This window comes from Candidatus Acidulodesulfobacterium ferriphilum, assembly GCA_004195035.1.
Classification (GTDB): Bacteria; SZUA-79; SZUA-79; order Acidulodesulfobacterales; family Acidulodesulfobacteraceae; genus Acidulodesulfobacterium; species Acidulodesulfobacterium ferriphilum.
Genome location: SGBD01000001.1, coordinates 388,180 through 407,798 on the forward strand (window position 1 = coordinate 388,180; position 19,619 = coordinate 407,798).

Here is a 19,619-nt window from a genome sequence, read left to right on the forward strand (position 1 = left end):
TTTTTATTTTTTTTATTGCTAAATACCAGGAAAACTCTGACCCAGGCTAAACTGAATCCTCGTCGGATTATTCCCGTTTATCGGCGTTCCAAGTATTTTGCCATAAGTAATAGTTATGGGTCCAAACGGGGAATACCAGTTAAAACCGATTCCCGCCGCCTGAACGAGGTCCAATGGAAATACCGGTTCGCTCTGCCCCCATGCATTACCCGCATTCCACCATAAAAATCCATAAAAGCCCATCTTTTTAAGAATGGGTACTGAATATTTTGCCTGAACCGTAAACATCTTTGTTCCGCCGATAAGCAAGCCGTTTTGCGAGGGACCGACGGAATCGTACATAAATCCTAAAAGCGGGTATGTATTCATTATACCGCCGACAAAAAATCTCTGGTATATCGGCAATGCAACGGAAGACCTGGTTGAAGTTACATAACCTGCCTGCGCCCCCTGCATGAAAGATGTCCCCCACCATAACGGTATATAGTGGTTTGCCTGCGCTACAAATTTGATAAAATCGTCATTGCCGCCGATCGGGGGACCGGCAAAGCTGACCCTGAAACTGTCTAAATTGCCCGCGGTCGGAACCATAGGATTATTTAATGTGTTATAAACGGTCGTTAAAGAAGCCTCGCTCGTTATCAATCTCCCCTGAGGCAAAATATTTAAAAGACCGGGAATTATAACCGATGTGTCTTCCTCTAAAAGGTACCTAAAATATTCCGTAAGCACATTTTTATAAAGCGGATAACCTAAAGTAATCGAACCGCCGACCGAACGATAGGCAAATTCATAGTAAAGACCGTTAAAGGTGTCATATAAAGATAAATTAAACGATAAAGGTTTCGCAAAAATATAAGTAAGGTACGGCTGAAGAATATTAAAACTATACGACTGATACGGCCCGCCAACCTGAGCATTTAAAGAGGCGGATATTCCCGTCCCAAATAAATTTGACTCGGAGATTGACGATATTGCCATAAAAGCCGTGGCAGAGCTATACCCGCCGCCAATCGTAAATTTACCCGTATTCTGTTCCTTAACATGCACTTTGACATCTAATATGCTTTCACCCGGAACCTTTTCGGTGGTGATGGCGACATGCTTAAAATACATCAAGTTTTTTAAATTTTGTCTCGATATTTTTATAAGCTTTGGGTTATATTCCTCGCCGGGGTAAAGAGCGAGCGCTCTAAGTATGACATAGCTGTAAGTAACATCATTTCCGGTTATCGTAATTTTGCCGAATTTTGCAATCTTACCCTTATGAACGATTAGTTTAATCAAAACAGAATTTGTTTTTTGTCTGATTTTTATGGACGGCTCGACATTCGCAAAGGCATACCCTTTATTTGTGTAGAACTTGGTAATATTCAGTATCTCTTTTTCTATATATTGCCTGTTAAAAATATCCCCCACTTTTGTGATTATAAGTTTTTTAACGGAAATATATTCCCCCGAATCCTTTTTAACATTTTTTATTTCAAGGTCAACATTCGATATTCTATACTGCGGCCCTTGGACTATCTTTATGATAATTGTTACATACTTCTTATTTTTAGAGAAAATGAATACGGGTTTTCTGACCCTTACATTTATATAACCGTGATTATAGTAAAAACCTAATAATTTAATAATCTGGTTATTTAATTTTGCTTTCTTGAACTTTCCCGCACCCGTTATCCATGTCAGCAGATTAACCGTCTTTATGCCCATCACGGATTGAAGCTTTGCCGAAGGGAAAGAGCTGTTGCCTTCAAATTCAACTTTCTCAACCATTACGGGGGAATTTTCGTTTATAAGAAAATGGATGCCGATATAATTGCCTTGAAAGGTTGTCTTTTTTACTTTTATCTTCGCATTATAATATCCCTCGGCCGAATATATAAATTTAAGAATTTTTAACGCCTTATCTAAGCCATAAGAGCTATAAGGCGAATTAACCTTCAGATTTATTACCTTCTTGATTTTCTTTACGCTTACGGAGGCGTTTCCCGAATATTTAATGTATTTAATGTACGGTCTTTCGGACACTATAAAAGTAACCGCCAGCCCTTCGGGTACGGCCCGGGCATTAACCATTATATTTTTAAAATACCCTGTTTTATAAAGGTCTTTAACGCTTTCGTTGATTTTTTTAATCGAATAATAACCCCCTTTTTTTATCTTAATCTTGCTTGCGATAAATGAAGCGCCCGTCCTTATATTACCTTTTACCCTGATAGAATAAATCTTTTTTGAAACAGGCACATGCTTTTTGATTTTTTCCGCTTTTAAGCGGCTCAAAATTAACGAGGACACCTTTTGGGATAAGGTATAAATGCTTTTTTCCAAAGACTTTTTACCGGCGCCCGAATATTTTACCGTTTTGGAGTTATAAATATCCGCGGCCTCTATCAGCATGGCATGAATTTCGTAATGAGATCCAAACCTTGCGATGCTGCCTGTTATAATATAATTTGAATGATATTTTATGCCAAGCCTTTTTATTCCGGCAAGGTTCATCTTTGTATTAAAATTAAAATACGGCGGTTTTTTAAGGAGCGTGTATGCTAATACAAAGTATGGTTTTTTTGAATCCATATAGGTTTTAAAAACATCGGTAAACGATTTATCTATATTTTTTAATGCCGGAGTCCCCTTTTGATGGAAAAAACCGACAAACACATCCTTGTTGTTTAATAAGGCATAAGCTTTTGTCGAATTTAAAAAAACAACAAAAGAAATGAAAAGTAAAAATAAAGACAATCTGAAAAATTTCATTTTAATAACCTATCAAATAATAAATTATATGTCAATTTATATGTTCTATGATACCGTTTACGATTTTAATTTTATGTCCCATCATATTTGAAAACTCTTCGTCATGAGTAACGACAATCAGCGTCTTATTATATTTTTTATTTAGATTTATAATTATCTCGTGTAGTTTTTCCGCATGTCTCGGGTCTAAATTACCCGTCGGTTCGTCCATTAAAACAACCTTTGGAGAGCCTATAAGAGCCCTTGCAATTGCCGCCCTCTGTTGTTCCCCTCCCGAAAGCGTATACGGCTTAAAATTCAGCCTGTGTTCAAGCCCCAGCTCGCATAAATAATCGCGCGCAATTTTTAACGCCTTCGCTTTTGGTTCATTCCTTATATATAGCGGCATGGCAACATTTTCAATACAGCTGAATTCGTTTAAAAGATAATGAAACTGAAAAACAAAACCTATATTTTCGTTGCGAAATTCGGAAAGTCTTTTATCCGTCAGCCCGTATATATCTGCATTTTCAAAATACCCGACACTTCCCGAATCCGGTTTTAAAAGCGTCCCCATAATGTGAAGCAGAGTGCTTTTGCCTGTGCCCGATTCCCCTGTTATTGCAAATGTCTCGCCGGCTTTTATTTCTAAATCGGCTGCGTCAAGAATGCTGACGGTTTCGTCCCCCGTTTTAAATATTTTGCTTACCTTCCTTAAGCATATTGCAGGTGAGGTTGGCTCCGCCGGTCCTGCGGACCGCTGATTTTCAATTCCATGATATTTATTCATGTCTTACGCCCTCAGCAGGATCTATTTTGCTTGCTTTATAGGAAGGGTACAGCGTTGCTATAAAGCTTAAAAAAAGGGCGCTGGATCCGATAACTATAAACTCGCCCGGGGTCATTCTTACAGGCAGGGTTGTTATGTAATAAACAGAGGACGGCAGGCTTATTATATGATAAGTCTTTTCAAGGTAACCGATTAAAAAACCCGATATAAGCCCGAGCGAAGTTCCGACAAGACCTATTATGATGCCCTGGGCCATAAAAATAATCATTATATCCCTCGAACTTGCACCTATAGATTTTAATATGGCTATGTCTTTGCGTTTTTCCATAACAACCATAATCAATGTAGAAATAATATTAAATGCCGCCACTAATACAATTAAGGAAAGTATAATAAACATAGTAAGCTTTTCCAATCTTATGGCGGAAAATAGGTTTTTGTTAAGTTCCTCCCAGCTTAACGCATAAAAAGAGGATGACGGCTTTTTGTTTAATATTCTCTCTATCTTTTTTGCGTAGAGGTTTGCAAGCCCTATCTTATCAAGTTTAACCTCCATTCCCGTTACGGTGCCGCGGGGTAATCCCAAAAACATCTGCGCATTTTTTATAGAGATAAAAGAAAATGTGGAGTCGTAATTGTACATGCCGCTGTTTATAATTCCGCAAACGGTGAACCTTTCGGTTTTCGGCACAATACCAAACGGGGTCATCTGCCCTTCGGGAGACATTATAAGCACCTTATCCCCTACCGAAACCCCGAGGTTTTGCGCCAGAACCTTTCCAAGCACTATACCGTTGTACTTTTTGCCGTTAAGCCCGTTTAAACTCCCTTTAATTAAATACTTTTTTAGATTTGTTACCTTTTCCTCCGTTTTAATATCGATTCCTCTTAAGACGCTGCCTGTTGAGGTACCGGCGGAAGAAATCATAACATCCGTATAAATGAAAGGTGAAACGCTTTTAACCCCTTTTATGGCGGATATATCTTTCATCACGCCGTCATAATGATTAATGGAGCTGTTATAATTTAAAACAATAATTTGAGATTCGATTCCGATAACTTTGTTTTCGAGCGCACGGTCGAAACCGCTCATTACCGATATAACTACAATCAAAGCCATCACGCCTATCGCTATGCCCGATATAGATATAAAACTCAGCAAAGATATAAAGGAGTTATTTTTCGGCTTTAAATAACGAAGAGCAATATTTGTATGAAAATTCATATCATCGGTCATTTTTACTTGTTAACGGGTTTAAGCAACGGAAATAATATAACATCTCTAATGGAATACGAATTCGTTAAAAGCATAACAATCCTGTCTATGCCTATACCGCAGCCGGCAGTGGGGGGAAGCCCCTGTTTCAGCGCCTCGATGTAGTCGTCGTCCATTTCCACAGGAAGTCCTTCTTTAATTTTTGCATCCACCTGCGACTTAAACCTTTCTTCCTGATCGAACGGGTCATTAAGCTCCGAAAAGGCATTTCCTATTTCCCTTCCTGCTATGAATAGCTCAAACCTGTCCGCAACCGAGGGATCTTCATCGTTCCTTCTCGCTAAAGGCGAGCTTTCGACGGGATAATCCGTCACAAAAGTAGGATTTATAAGTTTCGGCTCCACCGTTTCATCGAATAAAAGGGTTAATAGTTCGCCATAGCTGTCATTTCTGCTTATATTAGAAACATTTTTTGCCGTTAGGATGTCATAAATCTTTGAGGCGGAATCTACTTCTTCGGGCTTGAATCCCGCAATTTCGAAAAGGCTGTCCTTTAATTTTATTCTTTTAAAGGGGGGAGTAAAATCTAATTTTTCAGAGGCATAGTCGATTTGAAGATTCCCGCAAATATGTTTTGCGAGTTCGGAAAGCATCTCCTCGACAAAATTCATTAAATATTCGTGCGTCGCGTATGCCATATAAAATTCTAACATCGTAAATTCGGGGTTGTGTTTTACGGAAATGCCTTCGTTGCGAAAATTTCTCCCAATTTCGTACACCCTGTCAAAGCCGCCTACGACTAATCTTTTTAAATACAACTCTGGCGCTATTCGCATATAAAGTTCTAAATTAAGGGCGTTATGATGCGTTTTAAAAGGCCTTGCCGTTGCGCCACCCGGGTTAGTCTGCATAACCGGCGTTTCAACCTCTAAAAATTCGTTGGAATTTAAAAAGGAGCGTATAAAATTAATCGTCTGCGCCCTTTTTTTAAATATCTCGCGCGCCCCCTCGTTTGCTATTAAATCTATATATCTTTTTCTGAAACGGGCCTCGATGTCCTTAAGCCCGTGCCATTTTTCAGGCAAAGGCAAAATAGATTTAGTCAGGATGCCGATACGCTCTACTTTTATCGTCAGTTCATTTGTTTTTGTCCTGAAAAGATGTCCCTCCACCCCGACAATATCTCCCGCATCGATAAATTCGGTAAAAAGCTCAAAATCACCATCTTTTACCGTACCTTTTTGGATATAACACTGTATCTCCCCTTCGCCGTCCCGAAGCCTGAAAAACGAAGCCTTGCCAAAATTTCTTATGATAAGAATTCTGCCGGCAGTTTTTACGCCTGCCGTATTTTTTTCAAAAAACTCTCTGTCTTTTGAATTATATTCGCCTATAATCTCTTTAATATTTTCTTCTTTTATAAAATTATTATCAAAAGGGTTTATCCCTTTTTCTTTTAATTTTTTTAGCTTTTCAATGCGCCCTTTTTCGACAAGATTTAGCTCCTGTTCCAAACTAAAGCCCTCCCTATTTTTATTCCTTTGCCTTTACTCCCAGCAAATATGCGCTTATAAATTCATCTATATCCCCGTCAAAAACACTCTGGTCGTCATAAACGGTTACCCCCGTTCTATGATCTTTTATTACACGGTTTGGATTGAGCGTGTAAGACCTTATCTGAGAACCCCATGATATATCTTTTTTGGTTTTTTGAAGCTTGCTTTCCTCTTCCTCTTTTTTCTTTTTATAATAATCGTATAGTCTTGCCCTTAACAGCTTATATGCAACATCCTTGTTTTTATGCTGGGACCTTTCATTTTGACATGCCACAACAATCCCGGTCGGAATATGAGTGATTCTGACGGCCGAATCGGTAGTGTTTACATGCTGTCCGCCAGCCCCGCTAGAACGATATGTATCTATCCTTAAATCTTTTTCATCTATGACGATGTCGATATTATCGTCTATTTCAGGATAGACAAAAACAGAGGCAAAGGATGTATGCCTTCTTTTATTGGCATCAAAGGGGGAAATCCTGACAAGCCTGTGAACCCCGATTTCAGCCTTAAGGTAGCCGTAAGCAAATTCACCGTACACAACAAATGTCACGCTTTTAACACCGGCTTCTTCGCCGGCGTTATACTCCATTATAATGGTTTTAAATCTTTTTCGTTCCGCCCATCTTAAATACATTCTCAAAAGCATGTTTGCAAAATCCATAGACTCCGTTCCGCCGGAACCTGCGTGAATTTCAACAATAGCGTTAAGCTTATCGTCTTTTCCCGAAAGAGTGAGATCTATTTCTAAACCAGAAATCTCTTTTTCAAGCGGCTTTAGGCTCTCCGCAAGGTCGGATAACATATTTTCATCGTTAGCCTCTAAAGACAGAGCATATAAATCCTTTATATGTTTAAATTCGCCATAGACCTTATAAAACGGCTTCAATCTATTTTCAATTGCCGACTTTTCCTTTAGCACCGATGTCGAAAAAGAAATATCGTTATAAAATCCCTCTTTTGCGGTTATCCCGTCTATTTCTTTAAGCCTGTCCTTTAGTCTGGCAACTTCAAAGCCTCCTCCCTATTTTTTCAAGTTTATCGTCAAGACCTTTTACCATTCTATCCAGAAGGCTTAAATTTAAAACATCGCTTACCTTTGAATCAGACACTATATAATCTCCCTTAAATATTATAAAATTTAAATCCGCCTTTTAAAAGATTTATTTAAAAAAAGGTATGATATTATTAAATATATTAAAGATAAAGAAAAAAGAGCAGTAACGATATAAGTAAATATATTACCATATAAAGCAAAAAAAGTCTTTTTATTAATTAATTTTACATATCCTATCATAAATGTTCTTTTGAAAATGCCTGTTTCTTCCAGTATTTTACCGGTTGGAGATATTATTCCGCTAATTCCGGAGTTTCCAGCCCTTGCCACATACCTGTCGTTTTCTACTGCCGAAAAAACGGTCATAGACATATCCTGATACGGCGCGGATGTCTTTCCGTACCAGGCGTCGTCCGTAATACTGATTAAAAGATTAGCGCCGTCTTTTGAAAAATTTCTTACCAATGAGTTAAAATATGCTTCATAGCATATCATGGAACCCGCCTTAATCTTACCGTCTTTTAAAATTCTAAATTTTTTACCCGCAGTGAAATTTCCGATTCCCGCTCCTTTTAAAATATGGGCTAAAAAAGGAAATTGATGCCTTAACGGAATATATTCGCCAAACGGAACGAGATGATTTTTATCGTAATAAGAATATCTTCCCGATTTGTCAAACATATAATCTCTGTTATAATAGAGGTATTTTCCGTTTAAAAACCTGACGCCTATGGCTCCAAAAATTAAATTGATATTGCTTTTTTTTACAAAATCCATAATTTTGTTCCAATAGTACGGATAGAATGATATGATGTATGGAAGCGCCGTTTCAGGCCATACGACAATTTTGGGCTTGTATTTTAACGATTTTTTAGTTAAATTTAAATAAATTTTGGTAGTCCTTTTTTTTGTAATCCTCCATTTTTGAAACATCCCGATATTTCCTTGAATTAAAGCAACTTCCAGCGGCTTTTTGTTCTTTAACGATGCCCTTACGGAATAAATATTATAATAGCCGTACAATATAACCGAAATAAAGATAAGTAAAACCAAAATCAGCTCAAAAAGCGCCTGTTTTTTTGATATTTCATTTTTAAAGAATATAAAGTGGAAAATGGAGTAATTTATAAGAACTATGATGAAAGAAAGTCCAAACGCCCCCGTTATATTGGAAATTTGGATGAATGGAAGATTTAAATATTGGGAAAAACCCAAATTTTCCCACGGAAAACCTGTCAGCAGGTTTGATTTCAGAAACTCAAAAAAAACCCAGCATGACGGAATTAAAATAATGCTTAATCTTTTATAATTATTTAACAAAATTTTACCGAACCCTGCAAATAAAGCGATGTACAGGCTTAAATAAGCGGAAAGAAGCAGAAGGGCAAAGACGGCTGTATAATATGGAAGGTTTCCAAAAACATGGACGGTATATACTATCCAGTACATTATAAAAATATAGGAAACAAGTCCTGCTATAAAGCCGTAAAAAAACGAATCTTTGAAGCCTCTGGATTTCTTTATTACATATAAAAGAGGGATGAGGGCAAACCATGCAAGAAACTCAAGATTGAAATTCGGAAACAAAAAAGCTATAAGCAATCCCGATAAGGCGGATAAAGCGGCTCTCATTAAAAAGTCTCTGGAAATTTTCGGCATTATAGAATTAAGGTCATTTATTTAAACTTCGTTTGAATTTCTAAAGAACCTTTTTCGATTCTTCCCATAAGTCGTCAAGTTTTTGAGGACCGAGTTCGGAAAACGGAAGCAAAGCTTTCTTCTCCATATAACCGAATCTTTCTATAAATTTATTCGATGATTTATTTAAAGCATTGCAGGGATGAATATCCATAAATCTTCCTATATTAACAATCGAAAATATTATATCCCCGTATTCCTCTTTAATCTTGTTTAAAATATTTTCATCTTTCGGTTTATCTTTACTTTTATTTAATTCATTTAATTCATTTTTAAGTTCGGCAAGCTCTTCATAAATCTTATTAAAGGCATCGCCTAAATTGTCGAAATCAAATCCTAATCTTTTAGCCTTTTCCTGTATCATATTAGCCCTGTGAAGAGCGGGCAAGCTTTCGGATACATACACGGAGGAGTTTTTTGTTTTTGAAGGGGCTCCGATGTTTTGTTGTTTTTCCATTTTCTCTTCAGCCTTAATTCTTTCCCAATTTTTAAGAATAACATCGTCTAAACACTCCCCCTCTTTTAATGAAAAAGAGGCATCAAAAACATGCGGATGCCTTCTGAGCAATTTTTTAATTATGGCATTTACGACATCGTCTAATGAAAATTCTTTCTTTTCTTCGTATATGTCGGATAAAAATATGACCTGGAGTAGCAAATCGCCCAACTCTTCCATTATCTCTATCTTTTCCCCCGAACTTATCGCATCTACGACTTCGTAGGCTTCTTCTATAACATAGGGCTTTAATGTCTCTTCGGTCTGTTTTCTATCCCATGGGCAACCCTCTTCCGACCGCAATTTCTTGACTATGTTTATTAGTCCCTGAATCCCTGAATATTTTTCATAGTTTTCATAATTTTTCATATTCTTTTGACCAATCATAATATAGCCTCTTATTTTGAAAGAAAAGGGGATTTAAAAATAAAACAGTTTAAAAATTAGAGCGGTTATCAGGACGCCTATTAAACTGCCGACAAAAACCTCGAGCCTTGTATGAATACCGCTATTTATTCGGGAAAAGGCTATAAGCAAAGCCAGAACAAATGTAAGAAGCGAAACAACAGGGTTTAATGTTAAAAATGAAACCATCAGCCATATTGAAAAAGCAATAGCGGAGTGCCCGCTCGGCAGCCCGCCCCGAAGCGGCGTACCCTTATTAAACATTGCCTTTATTATGATTATAGCGACAAAAACAAGCGATATAACAACGATTGCGATGTCCGAACCCGGTGTCCTTATCATATTTACAATGTAGTATATCATATAATAAAGATATTTTGAAAATATTTCATAACCTACTATAAAAGCTCCAAAAGCCGACAAAAGAACCGCCCCTGCCGCCAAATTTTTTACGGCAGCCATTTTTGGGGACTGTTCTTTAGAAATAAAGTCGGACAAATATTCTATGGAAGTGTTCACGGTTTCGGCAAATAAGACAAAAAATACGGAAATGAATATCAGGAGCAGGTCGATTTTGGGCAACCGTAAAAAAAGGGCAAGCAAAATTGCGCTTAAAGCAACTATAAAATGAATCCGCATATTCCTTTCGGTCTTAGTTGCAAGTATTATTCCTTCTATTGCCGCATTTAACGATTCGGTCAATGTTTGCGGAGTATATTTTTTATCCCTATGCTTATAATCGTCTTTAATTTTAATATGGTTGCTTTCCATGATATTCAAATCTTATCGAATAATAGTTTTTGCATATCCTTCATTTCTTTATCGTAAGTTTCATCGTTAATATCTAAAATATGCTCTTCGTCATGAACATATCCAAAAAGATGTAAAATTCCGTGAATTATCAAAAGGGCTAATTCTTTGTTGAATCCGTTAATCTTGCAGGGATTTATGCCCCTGCTATTGTTACATGTAATCCATTTTTCTTTCTCCCAAAAATCCTTGTATTTTAAATAGTTTTTCCGGGCAACGGACGGAGCTATATAAATTTCTCCTATATGAAAAATATCCCCCTCATACTCTTTGATTTCAAAGGATAAAACATCGGTCGCGGCATCTTTATGCAGGTAAGCTTTATTTAGTTTCCGTATATAGGCAGGGGAGCAAAAAATTATATCGATTTCGTAAGAACCGCAAAAAAGATTTAGGATAGCGCTATGAACGATATAACGGACTAACCTTTGATTTATTCCCTGCTTCCTTTGGAGATTCGTTATATTTACTATCTTCTTTGGCTTCCGTTTCTTCATATTCTAGTGACCTGCCCGTATAAGGAATTCTTTGGTGAAAAACGCTGTTCAACACTTTAACGAATGCCGACCCTATAATATGCAGGTCTTTTAATGTCAACTCGCACTCATCGAGTTGTCCGTCGCTATAAATTCTATTCACCGTCTTTCTAACCATTAATTCTAACCGGGATGGAGAAATATTAACCATTGTCCTTGAAATAGCCTCGACGGAATCGGCTAACATTATTATACCGGCTTCCTTGGTTTGGGGCTTTTTCCCGTTGTATCTGAATGTGTCTTTGGAAAGACCCTCGTCTTTATTCTCCTTAGAAGCCTTCTCGTAAAATGCTCCAATCATGGATGTTCCATGATGTTCGCTAATTATATTTTCGACCCTGGTTCCCAATCTATATTTTTTTGAAAGCTCCTGCCCCTCTTTAACATGGGAGGCTATTATCAAACTGCTCATCGTCGGGGCAAGTTTATCGTGCGGGTTTTCTCGATTAGATATATTTTCGATATAATAATTTGGTTTTATGATCTTTCCTATGTCGTGATACAGGCTCGCGACTCTTGTCAGCAAGGGGTTTGCGCCGATGGCAAATGCGGCTGATTCCGCCAGTGTGGCAACCATTATCGAATGCTGATAGGTGCCGGGAGCCGCAATGGATAATTGTTTTAACAAAGGGTGATTGGTATTTGAAAGCTCAAGCAGTTTAAAATCCGTCGTATATCCAAAAATCCTTTCAAGTAAAGGTATCAGCCCGATTACCATTATGGATGAAATAACGCCCGATAAAAACGCAAAGACAATGCTGTAAATGTTCTGGATATTGATCAGGTTAAGCCTCATTAAAGCGAATGCGATAACTATGCAGACATTTAAAACGCCGGTTATAACCCCCGCTTTCACTATTCTGCCCCATGAAGAAAAGTCAAAAACCTCATAGGATGCGATTAAGCTCCCGCCAAATGTGTAAATCATAAAAAAGATGGAGTTTTTGAAAATTATCGATGTTAAAATCGAAAAAAGGGCTATATAAACAACCGAAACCTCCGAATTCAACACTATTCTAATCAGCATGGGACCGAAGGCAAAGGGTATTAAATAATAAATATCGTTACGATTAATAAACGGAAAATATAAAGTCAGGGCATTCGCGAAAATAATCCCCGCTTTAATTATCAAAATAGATGTTATTAAAATCGTAATGATAAAAAGAATATTCTTGAAATCAAGCGATAATCTGAACTTCCTGATATATCTATAAGGAAAAATATAGGAAAGAGACAAAAGAATTACGACAACAAAAAATAGGCCGATCAGGGAGGGAATATTGTTTTCTAATTTAAATATCGATTCGTAGGTATTTAACTCGAGAGCCTTGGATTTAGTGATAAGCTTGCCCGCATTAATCAGAAGCATACCTTTATCCACATGTATATAGATAAGCGGGGTTTTCTTTTTAATATCCTCGATTTTTTTTAGCGTAAGATATTTAGAATACACAATATCAGGCTTAATAACACGGTAAACCAATTTATATATATCGTTCTGCATATAAGACGGCAAAAAGCTCAAATACTGCCTCGTATAATAATATGTAAAACCTTTAACCTTGTTTAGTGTGAAAAATATCTGGGGATAGCCTATTATCCTTGAGCTGTTTGTTATAACATTTCTTATTTCTATCTTTTTATCATTCGAAGGCGGCTCTGACAAAACACCTTTTTTATAAATATCGTCAACTATTTTTAAAATATAATTTTCGACATTTTTATTATAATTTAAAAAATAAAACTCGTTGAGGGTGGCTTTGTCTAATTTTATGCCAAGCTTCGAAGCGAATATATTCCCTGATACGGCTAAATTTCCATTATTTTGCGGATGAGCATGTTTATAAGATCTTGCAAAGGCAAAAGCCCTCCTTATCTTTCTCAGGAGCGTTACCTTGACTTCGGGGTAAAACAAGTAAACATCGGGGGTATTTTCAATTTTTTGTTTAAGCAGGTTGTTGGTCGCCTTTACATTAATATACCTAAAACTTTTCTCGGCTATTATTGTCTTTTTTGCAATTTCACCCGCTTTGTACTTGTTCTTAATGAATTCCACGCCGTTGTAAAGCAAAAAGGTCAAAAATATTGAGGATATTAAAAGTAATGCTAAAAGGGGATAATAACGGTTTCCTGCTTCTAAGGCGTTATTTTTTAGAAATTCGAGAAATTTCGTTCGTTTCATAGGCTTTTATTATATTTTGAACAAGTTTATGCCTTAGCACATCAGTCCCGTTAAAATGTACTACTTCGATCCCTGAGGTATTGTTTAAAATCTTGCTTGCGGTTAAGAGACCTGATTCTTTATCTAAAGGAAGATCGGTTTGCGTTATATCGCCGTTTACGACAATTTTTGAACCTGAACCGATTCTTGTAAGCATCATCTTCATCTGTTCGTTTGTGGCATTTTGCGCTTCATCCAATATTATAAAAGAGTTATTGAGGGTTCTGCCCCTCATAAACGCGATCGGCGCAACCTCTATAACATCCGTTTCGATAAGTTTCATTACTTTATCAAACTCGAGCATCTCGTATAGAGCGTCATATAAAGGTCTTAAGTAAGGATTGATTTTTTGTGAAATGTCTCCGGGTAAAAACCCCAATTTTTCACCGGCTTCTACGGCGGGGCGCGTTAATATTATTCTGTCAAACAGCTTTTTTTGAAATAACGACACTGCACAAGCCATAGCAAGATAAGTTTTTCCAGTCCCTGCAGGCCCGACCCCGATAACTATATCGTTTTTATAAATGGCGTCCACATATTTTTTTTGATTTATCGTTCGGGGAGCTACAATCTTTTTTCTCGGGGTTATTAAGACGGAATTATAAAAATTGGCGCCGATATTTTGACCGGGGCTTTCAGTTTTCATCTTTGCCAGTCTTATTAAATCGTTATCCGTAACAACTTTATTTGTTTTATATAAATCTATGAGGTCATATATAAATTCGCCGCAAATTCTCACATTTTCCTTACTGCCCTTAACCAACAAAACATTGCCCCTGACCGATATATCGACGGCAAATTCAGCCCCGATAATATCTAAGATATGCGAGGATGGGCTGGAAAACTTATTGAAAAGGTCAATGTCTTCCAACTCGATCTTTTCAATACGGGCGGAAACATTTTCTTTCGGCTCGCACTCCTTTACCATAACCGCCTGCGCCGTTTTCCGCTCCGCAGCTGCTGCCTTCCGTATTTTATCGATGTTTCTCAAATTATGTTTTTGACGACCTCTCGGCACTTATAAATTTATATTTATAGTTAATTATAACATTATAGTCAAAAAAGTCAAAATCGCAAGATTTAAAATATGGCGTCTGCCATATTTAAGCCTGAAATCTAATGCACTTCCAGAATATTTCCTTTGTATCCAAATTTTTCAAGCAGCATTCTACTATTGTTAATACAACCGGCGGTACTAAAATGCGTTTCAATAAATAATCCGTTAGATAATTTTTTTGGCGCTCTAAAATTATCCTTATACCTATGTTTAGGTTCTGTATTAATCAGATTTCTTTTGCGGCCCGTTGGTATCGGACACTCCTTCCTAGTCAATTTACCTTTCTTAATAAGCCATTCCGCAGTATTAGTCAATATTTCCAGAGATTTTCTTACCTCAAAATAATTACCATTAATTTTAATGCTCTTTGGATTTATGTTTTCTTCAACCTGAGTATTGGTATGTTCTGGCTCAATTTCCTCGGCGGATAAAATTCCTTCTTTAATCCTCTCTCTTAAAAAATCTTCAATCATCATAGTTTCGAATTTAAAATCCGGATACCCTTCAATTATTATTTTACTAAAAACAGGGGTTAATCCTTTTATTATTTCTTCCGGTTCCTCAATCAACGATTTCCAGACCTCATCAAGTATCTTAAGTTTATTTATAAGATTTTCGATATTTTCAATGCTCTCTTTGCTGATAGTATTTAGTTTTCTTATAACGGCAGTTAATCCATCGCTTTCCATATCCGTTTTCCATACTATTCGCTCTGATACGGTTGTTCCTTCTTCAAATGATCTAAATAGTATCCAAATTACCCCGTTGGTTAAAACGCTATATTTCATCCCTTCAGAAAAACAGTATCTCGCTAATTGTTTTAGCGGTGATATATCAGATTTTTCTTCAATATCTGTAGATAAATTCTTGGCTTCAATAAAAATCACTTTTTTATCGTTTTTAATAAGAACATAATCGGGTATGCCTTTGCCTTCATCAATTGAAATATTTGGTTGAACATCTTCGGGATTTTCAGTATCCCAACCTAAACTTCTTAAGAGCGGATTTATTACTTGTTCTCTCACAGCCATTTCGTTTTGTTCATAAAGAGAACGGTGTTTCTTAATTTTTTCGAGTATATTTTCTACGGTTCCTTTAAGCATTGAGTTTACCTCCTAATTATTTATTTTTACACAAAAAATTATGACAAGTTCTCATCTATCCGAGCATTTTTAATTTTATTAGACCTTGCCTACATCCAAGTGACGATCAGTATTTGAAGTAAAAGTTGGATAAAATTTCCCCGATATATTTAAATACAGACATTTTTATTTCCAAAGTTTTTTATAATTTAAACGCTTCAAAAAAGCAAATGTTCATCACAGTCTGAAGAATATGCACATAAATCGGATAGACACCATGGTTTTGTCATGTTTCTCCATAATTTTTTGCTATTATTAAAAATCTTTAAGAGTGAGCCCTTTCCATTCCATTCTGAAAGGCTATATCTTGCAATATCGCAAGGGAACACTTCTTTATTGGGGGATAAAACTAACGTAGTGAAACCGGCAAGGCAATCAATATGTGAATCTCTTGCTTGAAAATTTGTAATTGTTGGGTTTTTATCATTAAAATTTGAAACAGCTATAGATTTAGATATTGCAATATCTTTTATTTGCGGAATGATTTCAGCGGAAAATATATCTCTTTCGATAGCACTCAGTTCTATTTCTGGATGACCCATAACATTCATTAAATGAAATCGGCTGGTAAATTTACTAAAAAAATCTATAGCCTCAGAAATGTCTAAAAAATTATATTTATTTATAACTATTCCTATAGAAGGGGATAATTCTTTATTGCCAGCTTCTTCAACTAAATTCATAAAACCTCTATAAGTTTCATTATATAATTGTCTGGTTTTATTATGGATATCCGGCGTATGACCGTCAAAACTGATTTGAATAAAAGGTATTATTTCAAGTTCAAATAACGATTTTGCAATTTCTTTGCCGATAAATGTGCCATTTGAAACTATTGATATTCCAAGTTTAGCTGATTTGATTATTTCAATAAATTTCAATATATCTTTATGAATAAACGGTTCTCCGCCGCTTAAATTTATATCAAATATTCCAATCTCGTTGGCTTCCTCGACAATTAACGAGAAATCTTCAAGGCTAATATCGCAATTTTCTCTTTTATTATAGCCAAATCTATCATAACAGTACTTACAATTTAAATTGCACCTATCGGTTATTTCAATAACCAAAAGCAACGGAGATCGCAAATCTAAATTATTTTGTTTGTTCATGACTGATAAACTCGTTAAAAGCTTCTTCGTCCATTTTCCATATAATCCCTTCCTTATCCTGAACAGTATAATTATTTTCTCCCTCTTTTCTCCATCTATATTGACTTGAAACATAAGGGGATATTCTGCTGCCCCATTGATAATTCCAGTGCCCGCTCCATTTTTGTATTGAAGATTTTGGCTCCATGGTGTAAATGGAATCTAAAAAAACTTCTTTTTTCATATTGAATCTCCCATATTAAACTGAATTAAAATTTTACACAGCATAAAAAGCTCGCACCATCAAGGCTTTATATAATAATATATAATCTAATTATAAAATATTCAAGTTAAGTTAAATTTTATTTAATTTGGCAATATATAAATTCATAATACTTGTGAGTTTAAATTTAATACGGTATATAAAAATTTAAATATATTGCTCAATATTTCTTTTCAAGGAGAGATGGTTCACCAAGAATTACCTTATTAACATTTTCCTCATTTGATTTAATTTCATATTTTGCAATTATAGCATCTATTATTAAACCCAATCCCAATCCTATAATTATTCCAAAAAATGATTTAAATTCAGGGATTAAATTAAGCAAATCAATAAAAATACCAATTATCAAAAAAGCAATTCCAAGCAACATCATTAAAGATTCAATAAAAGATATATTTGATATTATATTTTCTATAATTACATTTGAATATAAAATTGGATGACGAAGATTACACAAATGTGCGCGTATTATTTTACAATAGGAAAGATAATTATAAGCCTTAATTCTATAGTTAAAAGCCTCGGCTGTAATGTTTTTATCCATATTTTTTTTAGGTCTTGCATTTACAACTTTTGTGAAATCATTGATAGACTCTTTATATAGCTCCAACTCATAATTTGCCAATCCCCTAAGCCTGTAAGCTTCAGTATTTTTATCATTTATTCTAATAGCTTCGGTAAAAAAATTGATAGCTTCAGGGTAGCTTTCCAAATTAAGGTAGGCTCTCCCTTTGTCAATATAAATCTCGTCATAATAATCGTATTTTTGATAATCATCCTGATTTATTTCTATTTTTATGGCTTCTTCCCAATCATTCTTAGCTTTTTGGATGTTATCGTAGTTAGCCAATGCTCTGTAATTATAGGCCTTTATAGATTTTGGATCTATTTTAATTGTGTTTGTAAAATCTTCGATAGCCTCTTTGTATTTTCTTAAAAAAAGGTAAGATCTTCCTCTAAGGAAGTAAGCATTATCACATTCTTGAAATAATTTTATAGCTTTTGTGCAATCCTTAATGGTTGCACTATAATCATTTAAATTAAAATGATTTATTCCTCTGTCGGCATAAGCATAGCTTAATTCTTTTGCATCTTTTTCTTTTGTTATTACTATTTTGAGATCTTTAATAGCTTTTTGATATTTACCCATTCTAAAATAAACAGAGGCTCTAAATGAGTAAAACTCATTATTATTTGAATTTGTTTTTATTGCTTTTGTGTGGTCATGTACGGCTTTTCGATATTTGCGTAAATTATAATAGGTCGTTCCTCTATTTTTATAGTACTCAGCATTCTTAGAATTAATTCTTATTGCTTCAGAAAAATCACTTATAGCCTCTTTGTTTTTTTCGCCTGAATCAAGATATGATAACCCCCTATTATTAAAGAATTCAGCATTTTTATTGTCTAGTTCTATAGCCTTTGTAAAATCGGAGATAGCCTTGTTATAATTGTCGGGATTATCGGGACCTAAAGAAGCAAAAGCTGCGCCACGATAATTATAAGCATCTGCAAACTCTTTTTTAATCTCTATAGCCTCTGTAAAATCGTCAATGGCTTTATTAATAATATTTCCATATTCTTCATTATTTTTTAAATTGCGCAAATAAAAATAAGCTAATCCCCTGTTATTGTAAGCTTCTGCATTTTTGTCATCTAATTTTATAGCCTCTGTAAAATCGTCAATAGCATTATTTATAGTATCTTCATATTTTCTATCATTACCTTTTTGTTGTTCGCTATAATCAAAATATGTTAGTCCCCTGTTATTGTAGGTTTTGGAATTTCTATCATTTAATTTTATAGCTTCTGTGAAATCGTCGAAAGCCTTCTGAAATTTTTTTAAATCTCGAAAAGTTGAACCTCTATTATTATACGCATCAGTATATTCTTTATTTATTTCTATGGCTTTTGTAAAGTCGTCAATGGCTTTATCATATTCTTTTAAAGAGCCATAGGACATTCCTCTAAAATTATAAACCTCTGCGTCATCATGTTTTGATTCTAAATCTAATTTTATAACTTCTGTGAAATCGCTAATGGCCTCCTCATATTTTTTTAGTTCGTAATAAATTCGTCCTCTTCGCATATAAGCACATCTTGGATAATTAGGAAACTCTCCTGTATTAGTCAATTTTAGTTCAATTATATAATCTTTAATGGTTTTAATATATTTTTCTTTTAAGAAAGGATAATAACGGCTTTTTATTTGAAAATTAATATTAATATAATCAGGGTTAAGTTCTGTAGCTTTTATGTAATCATTGATAGCTTTATGGTAATGCCCTAAAGCAGCAAAAGTCATACCTCTAAAATTGTATGCTTCCGCATTTTTATCGTTTATTCTTAAAACTTTCGAAAAACTTTCTTTAGCTTTTTTATAAAATCTTAAATAAAAAAGAATAATGCCAATATAATAATTTGTTTTTATTATTAATTGCGATTTGTTCATATCCTAAAATCCAATAAATACATATTATTTAAATTCCATACTGGCATATTTTTTGTTTTGTATA

14 protein-coding genes are annotated in these 19,619 nt (G+C 35.2%); all 14 read right to left on the reverse strand.

All coding sequences use genetic code 11. The features are described from left to right. Positions 1 to 18: 18 nt before the first annotated feature. Complete coding sequence (gene bamA / locus EVJ47_01985; GenBank protein ID RZD15067.1) at positions 19 to 2,763, reverse strand: outer membrane protein assembly factor BamA; 2,745 nt, start codon at positions 2,761 to 2,763, stop codon at positions 19 to 21. A gap of 31 nt (positions 2,764 to 2,794) precedes the next feature. Further along, a complete protein-coding gene (locus EVJ47_01990) occupies positions 2,795 to 3,532 on the reverse strand; it encodes an ABC transporter ATP-binding protein (GenBank protein ID RZD15068.1) in 738 nt (245 codons plus the stop codon). Further along, positions 3,525 to 4,769, reverse strand: coding sequence for a lipoprotein-releasing ABC transporter permease subunit (locus EVJ47_01995; GenBank protein RZD15069.1), 1,245 nt, complete (start codon positions 4,767 to 4,769; stop codon positions 3,525 to 3,527). Before EVJ47_01995 ends, EVJ47_01990 begins: the two co-directional genes overlap by 8 nt. Before the next feature lie 2 nt (positions 4,770 to 4,771). Then, complete coding sequence (lysS, locus tag EVJ47_02000) at positions 4,772 to 6,262, reverse strand: lysine--tRNA ligase (protein ID RZD15070.1); 1,491 nt, start codon at positions 6,260 to 6,262, stop codon at positions 4,772 to 4,774. A gap of 19 nt (positions 6,263 to 6,281) precedes the next feature. Then, a protein-coding gene (locus EVJ47_02005) for a peptide chain release factor 2 (GenBank protein RZD15543.1) occupies positions 6,282 to 7,365 on the reverse strand; the annotation gives its coding sequence in 2 pieces (ribosomal slippage) (positions 6,282 to 7,316 and positions 7,318 to 7,365; 1,083 coding nt in all). Between the two features lie 80 nt (positions 7,366 to 7,445). Beyond that, a complete protein-coding gene (gene lnt, locus EVJ47_02010) occupies positions 7,446 to 9,020 on the reverse strand; it encodes an apolipoprotein N-acyltransferase (GenBank protein ID RZD15071.1) in 1,575 nt (524 codons plus the stop codon). Between the two features lie 40 nt (positions 9,021 to 9,060). Beyond that, positions 9,061 to 9,924 (reverse strand): nucleoside triphosphate pyrophosphohydrolase, encoded by an 864-nt coding sequence (locus EVJ47_02015; protein RZD15544.1) that lies wholly within the window; start codon positions 9,922 to 9,924, stop codon positions 9,061 to 9,063. Positions 9,925 to 9,975: 51 nt separating this feature from the next. Further along, positions 9,976 to 10,731 (reverse strand): phosphatase PAP2 family protein, encoded by a 756-nt coding sequence (locus EVJ47_02020; protein ID RZD15072.1) that lies wholly within the window; start codon positions 10,729 to 10,731, stop codon positions 9,976 to 9,978. A gap of 5 nt (positions 10,732 to 10,736) precedes the next feature. Further along, positions 10,737 to 11,267: an rRNA maturation RNase YbeY gene (gene ybeY / locus EVJ47_02025; protein RZD15073.1), complete on the reverse strand. Its 531-nt coding sequence runs from the start codon at positions 11,265 to 11,267 to the stop codon at positions 10,737 to 10,739. Further along, on the reverse strand, positions 11,173 to 13,488 hold the full coding sequence (locus tag EVJ47_02030) for an HDIG domain-containing protein (GenBank protein ID RZD15074.1): 2,316 nt from the start codon (positions 13,486 to 13,488) through the stop codon (positions 11,173 to 11,175). Before EVJ47_02030 ends, ybeY begins: the two co-directional genes overlap by 95 nt. Continuing rightward, positions 13,451 to 14,455 (reverse strand): PhoH family protein, encoded by a 1,005-nt coding sequence (locus tag EVJ47_02035; protein RZD15075.1) that lies wholly within the window; start codon positions 14,453 to 14,455, stop codon positions 13,451 to 13,453. The genes EVJ47_02030 and EVJ47_02035 overlap by 38 nt, the downstream gene beginning before the upstream one ends. 188 nt (positions 14,456 to 14,643) lie before the next feature. Continuing rightward, positions 14,644 to 15,687: a hypothetical protein gene (locus EVJ47_02040; GenBank protein ID RZD15076.1), complete on the reverse strand. Its 1,044-nt coding sequence runs from the start codon at positions 15,685 to 15,687 to the stop codon at positions 14,644 to 14,646. Positions 15,688 to 15,884: 197 nt separating this feature from the next. Beyond that, entirely contained in the window at positions 15,885 to 16,952 is a 1,068-nt protein-coding gene (locus EVJ47_02045; GenBank protein ID RZD15077.1) for a radical SAM protein, read from the reverse strand. Positions 16,953 to 17,260: 308 nt separating this feature from the next. After that, on the reverse strand, positions 17,261 to 19,555 hold the full coding sequence (locus tag EVJ47_02050) for a tetratricopeptide repeat protein (protein ID RZD15078.1): 2,295 nt from the start codon (positions 19,553 to 19,555) through the stop codon (positions 17,261 to 17,263). Between the last annotated feature and the right edge of the window lie 64 nt (positions 19,556 to 19,619).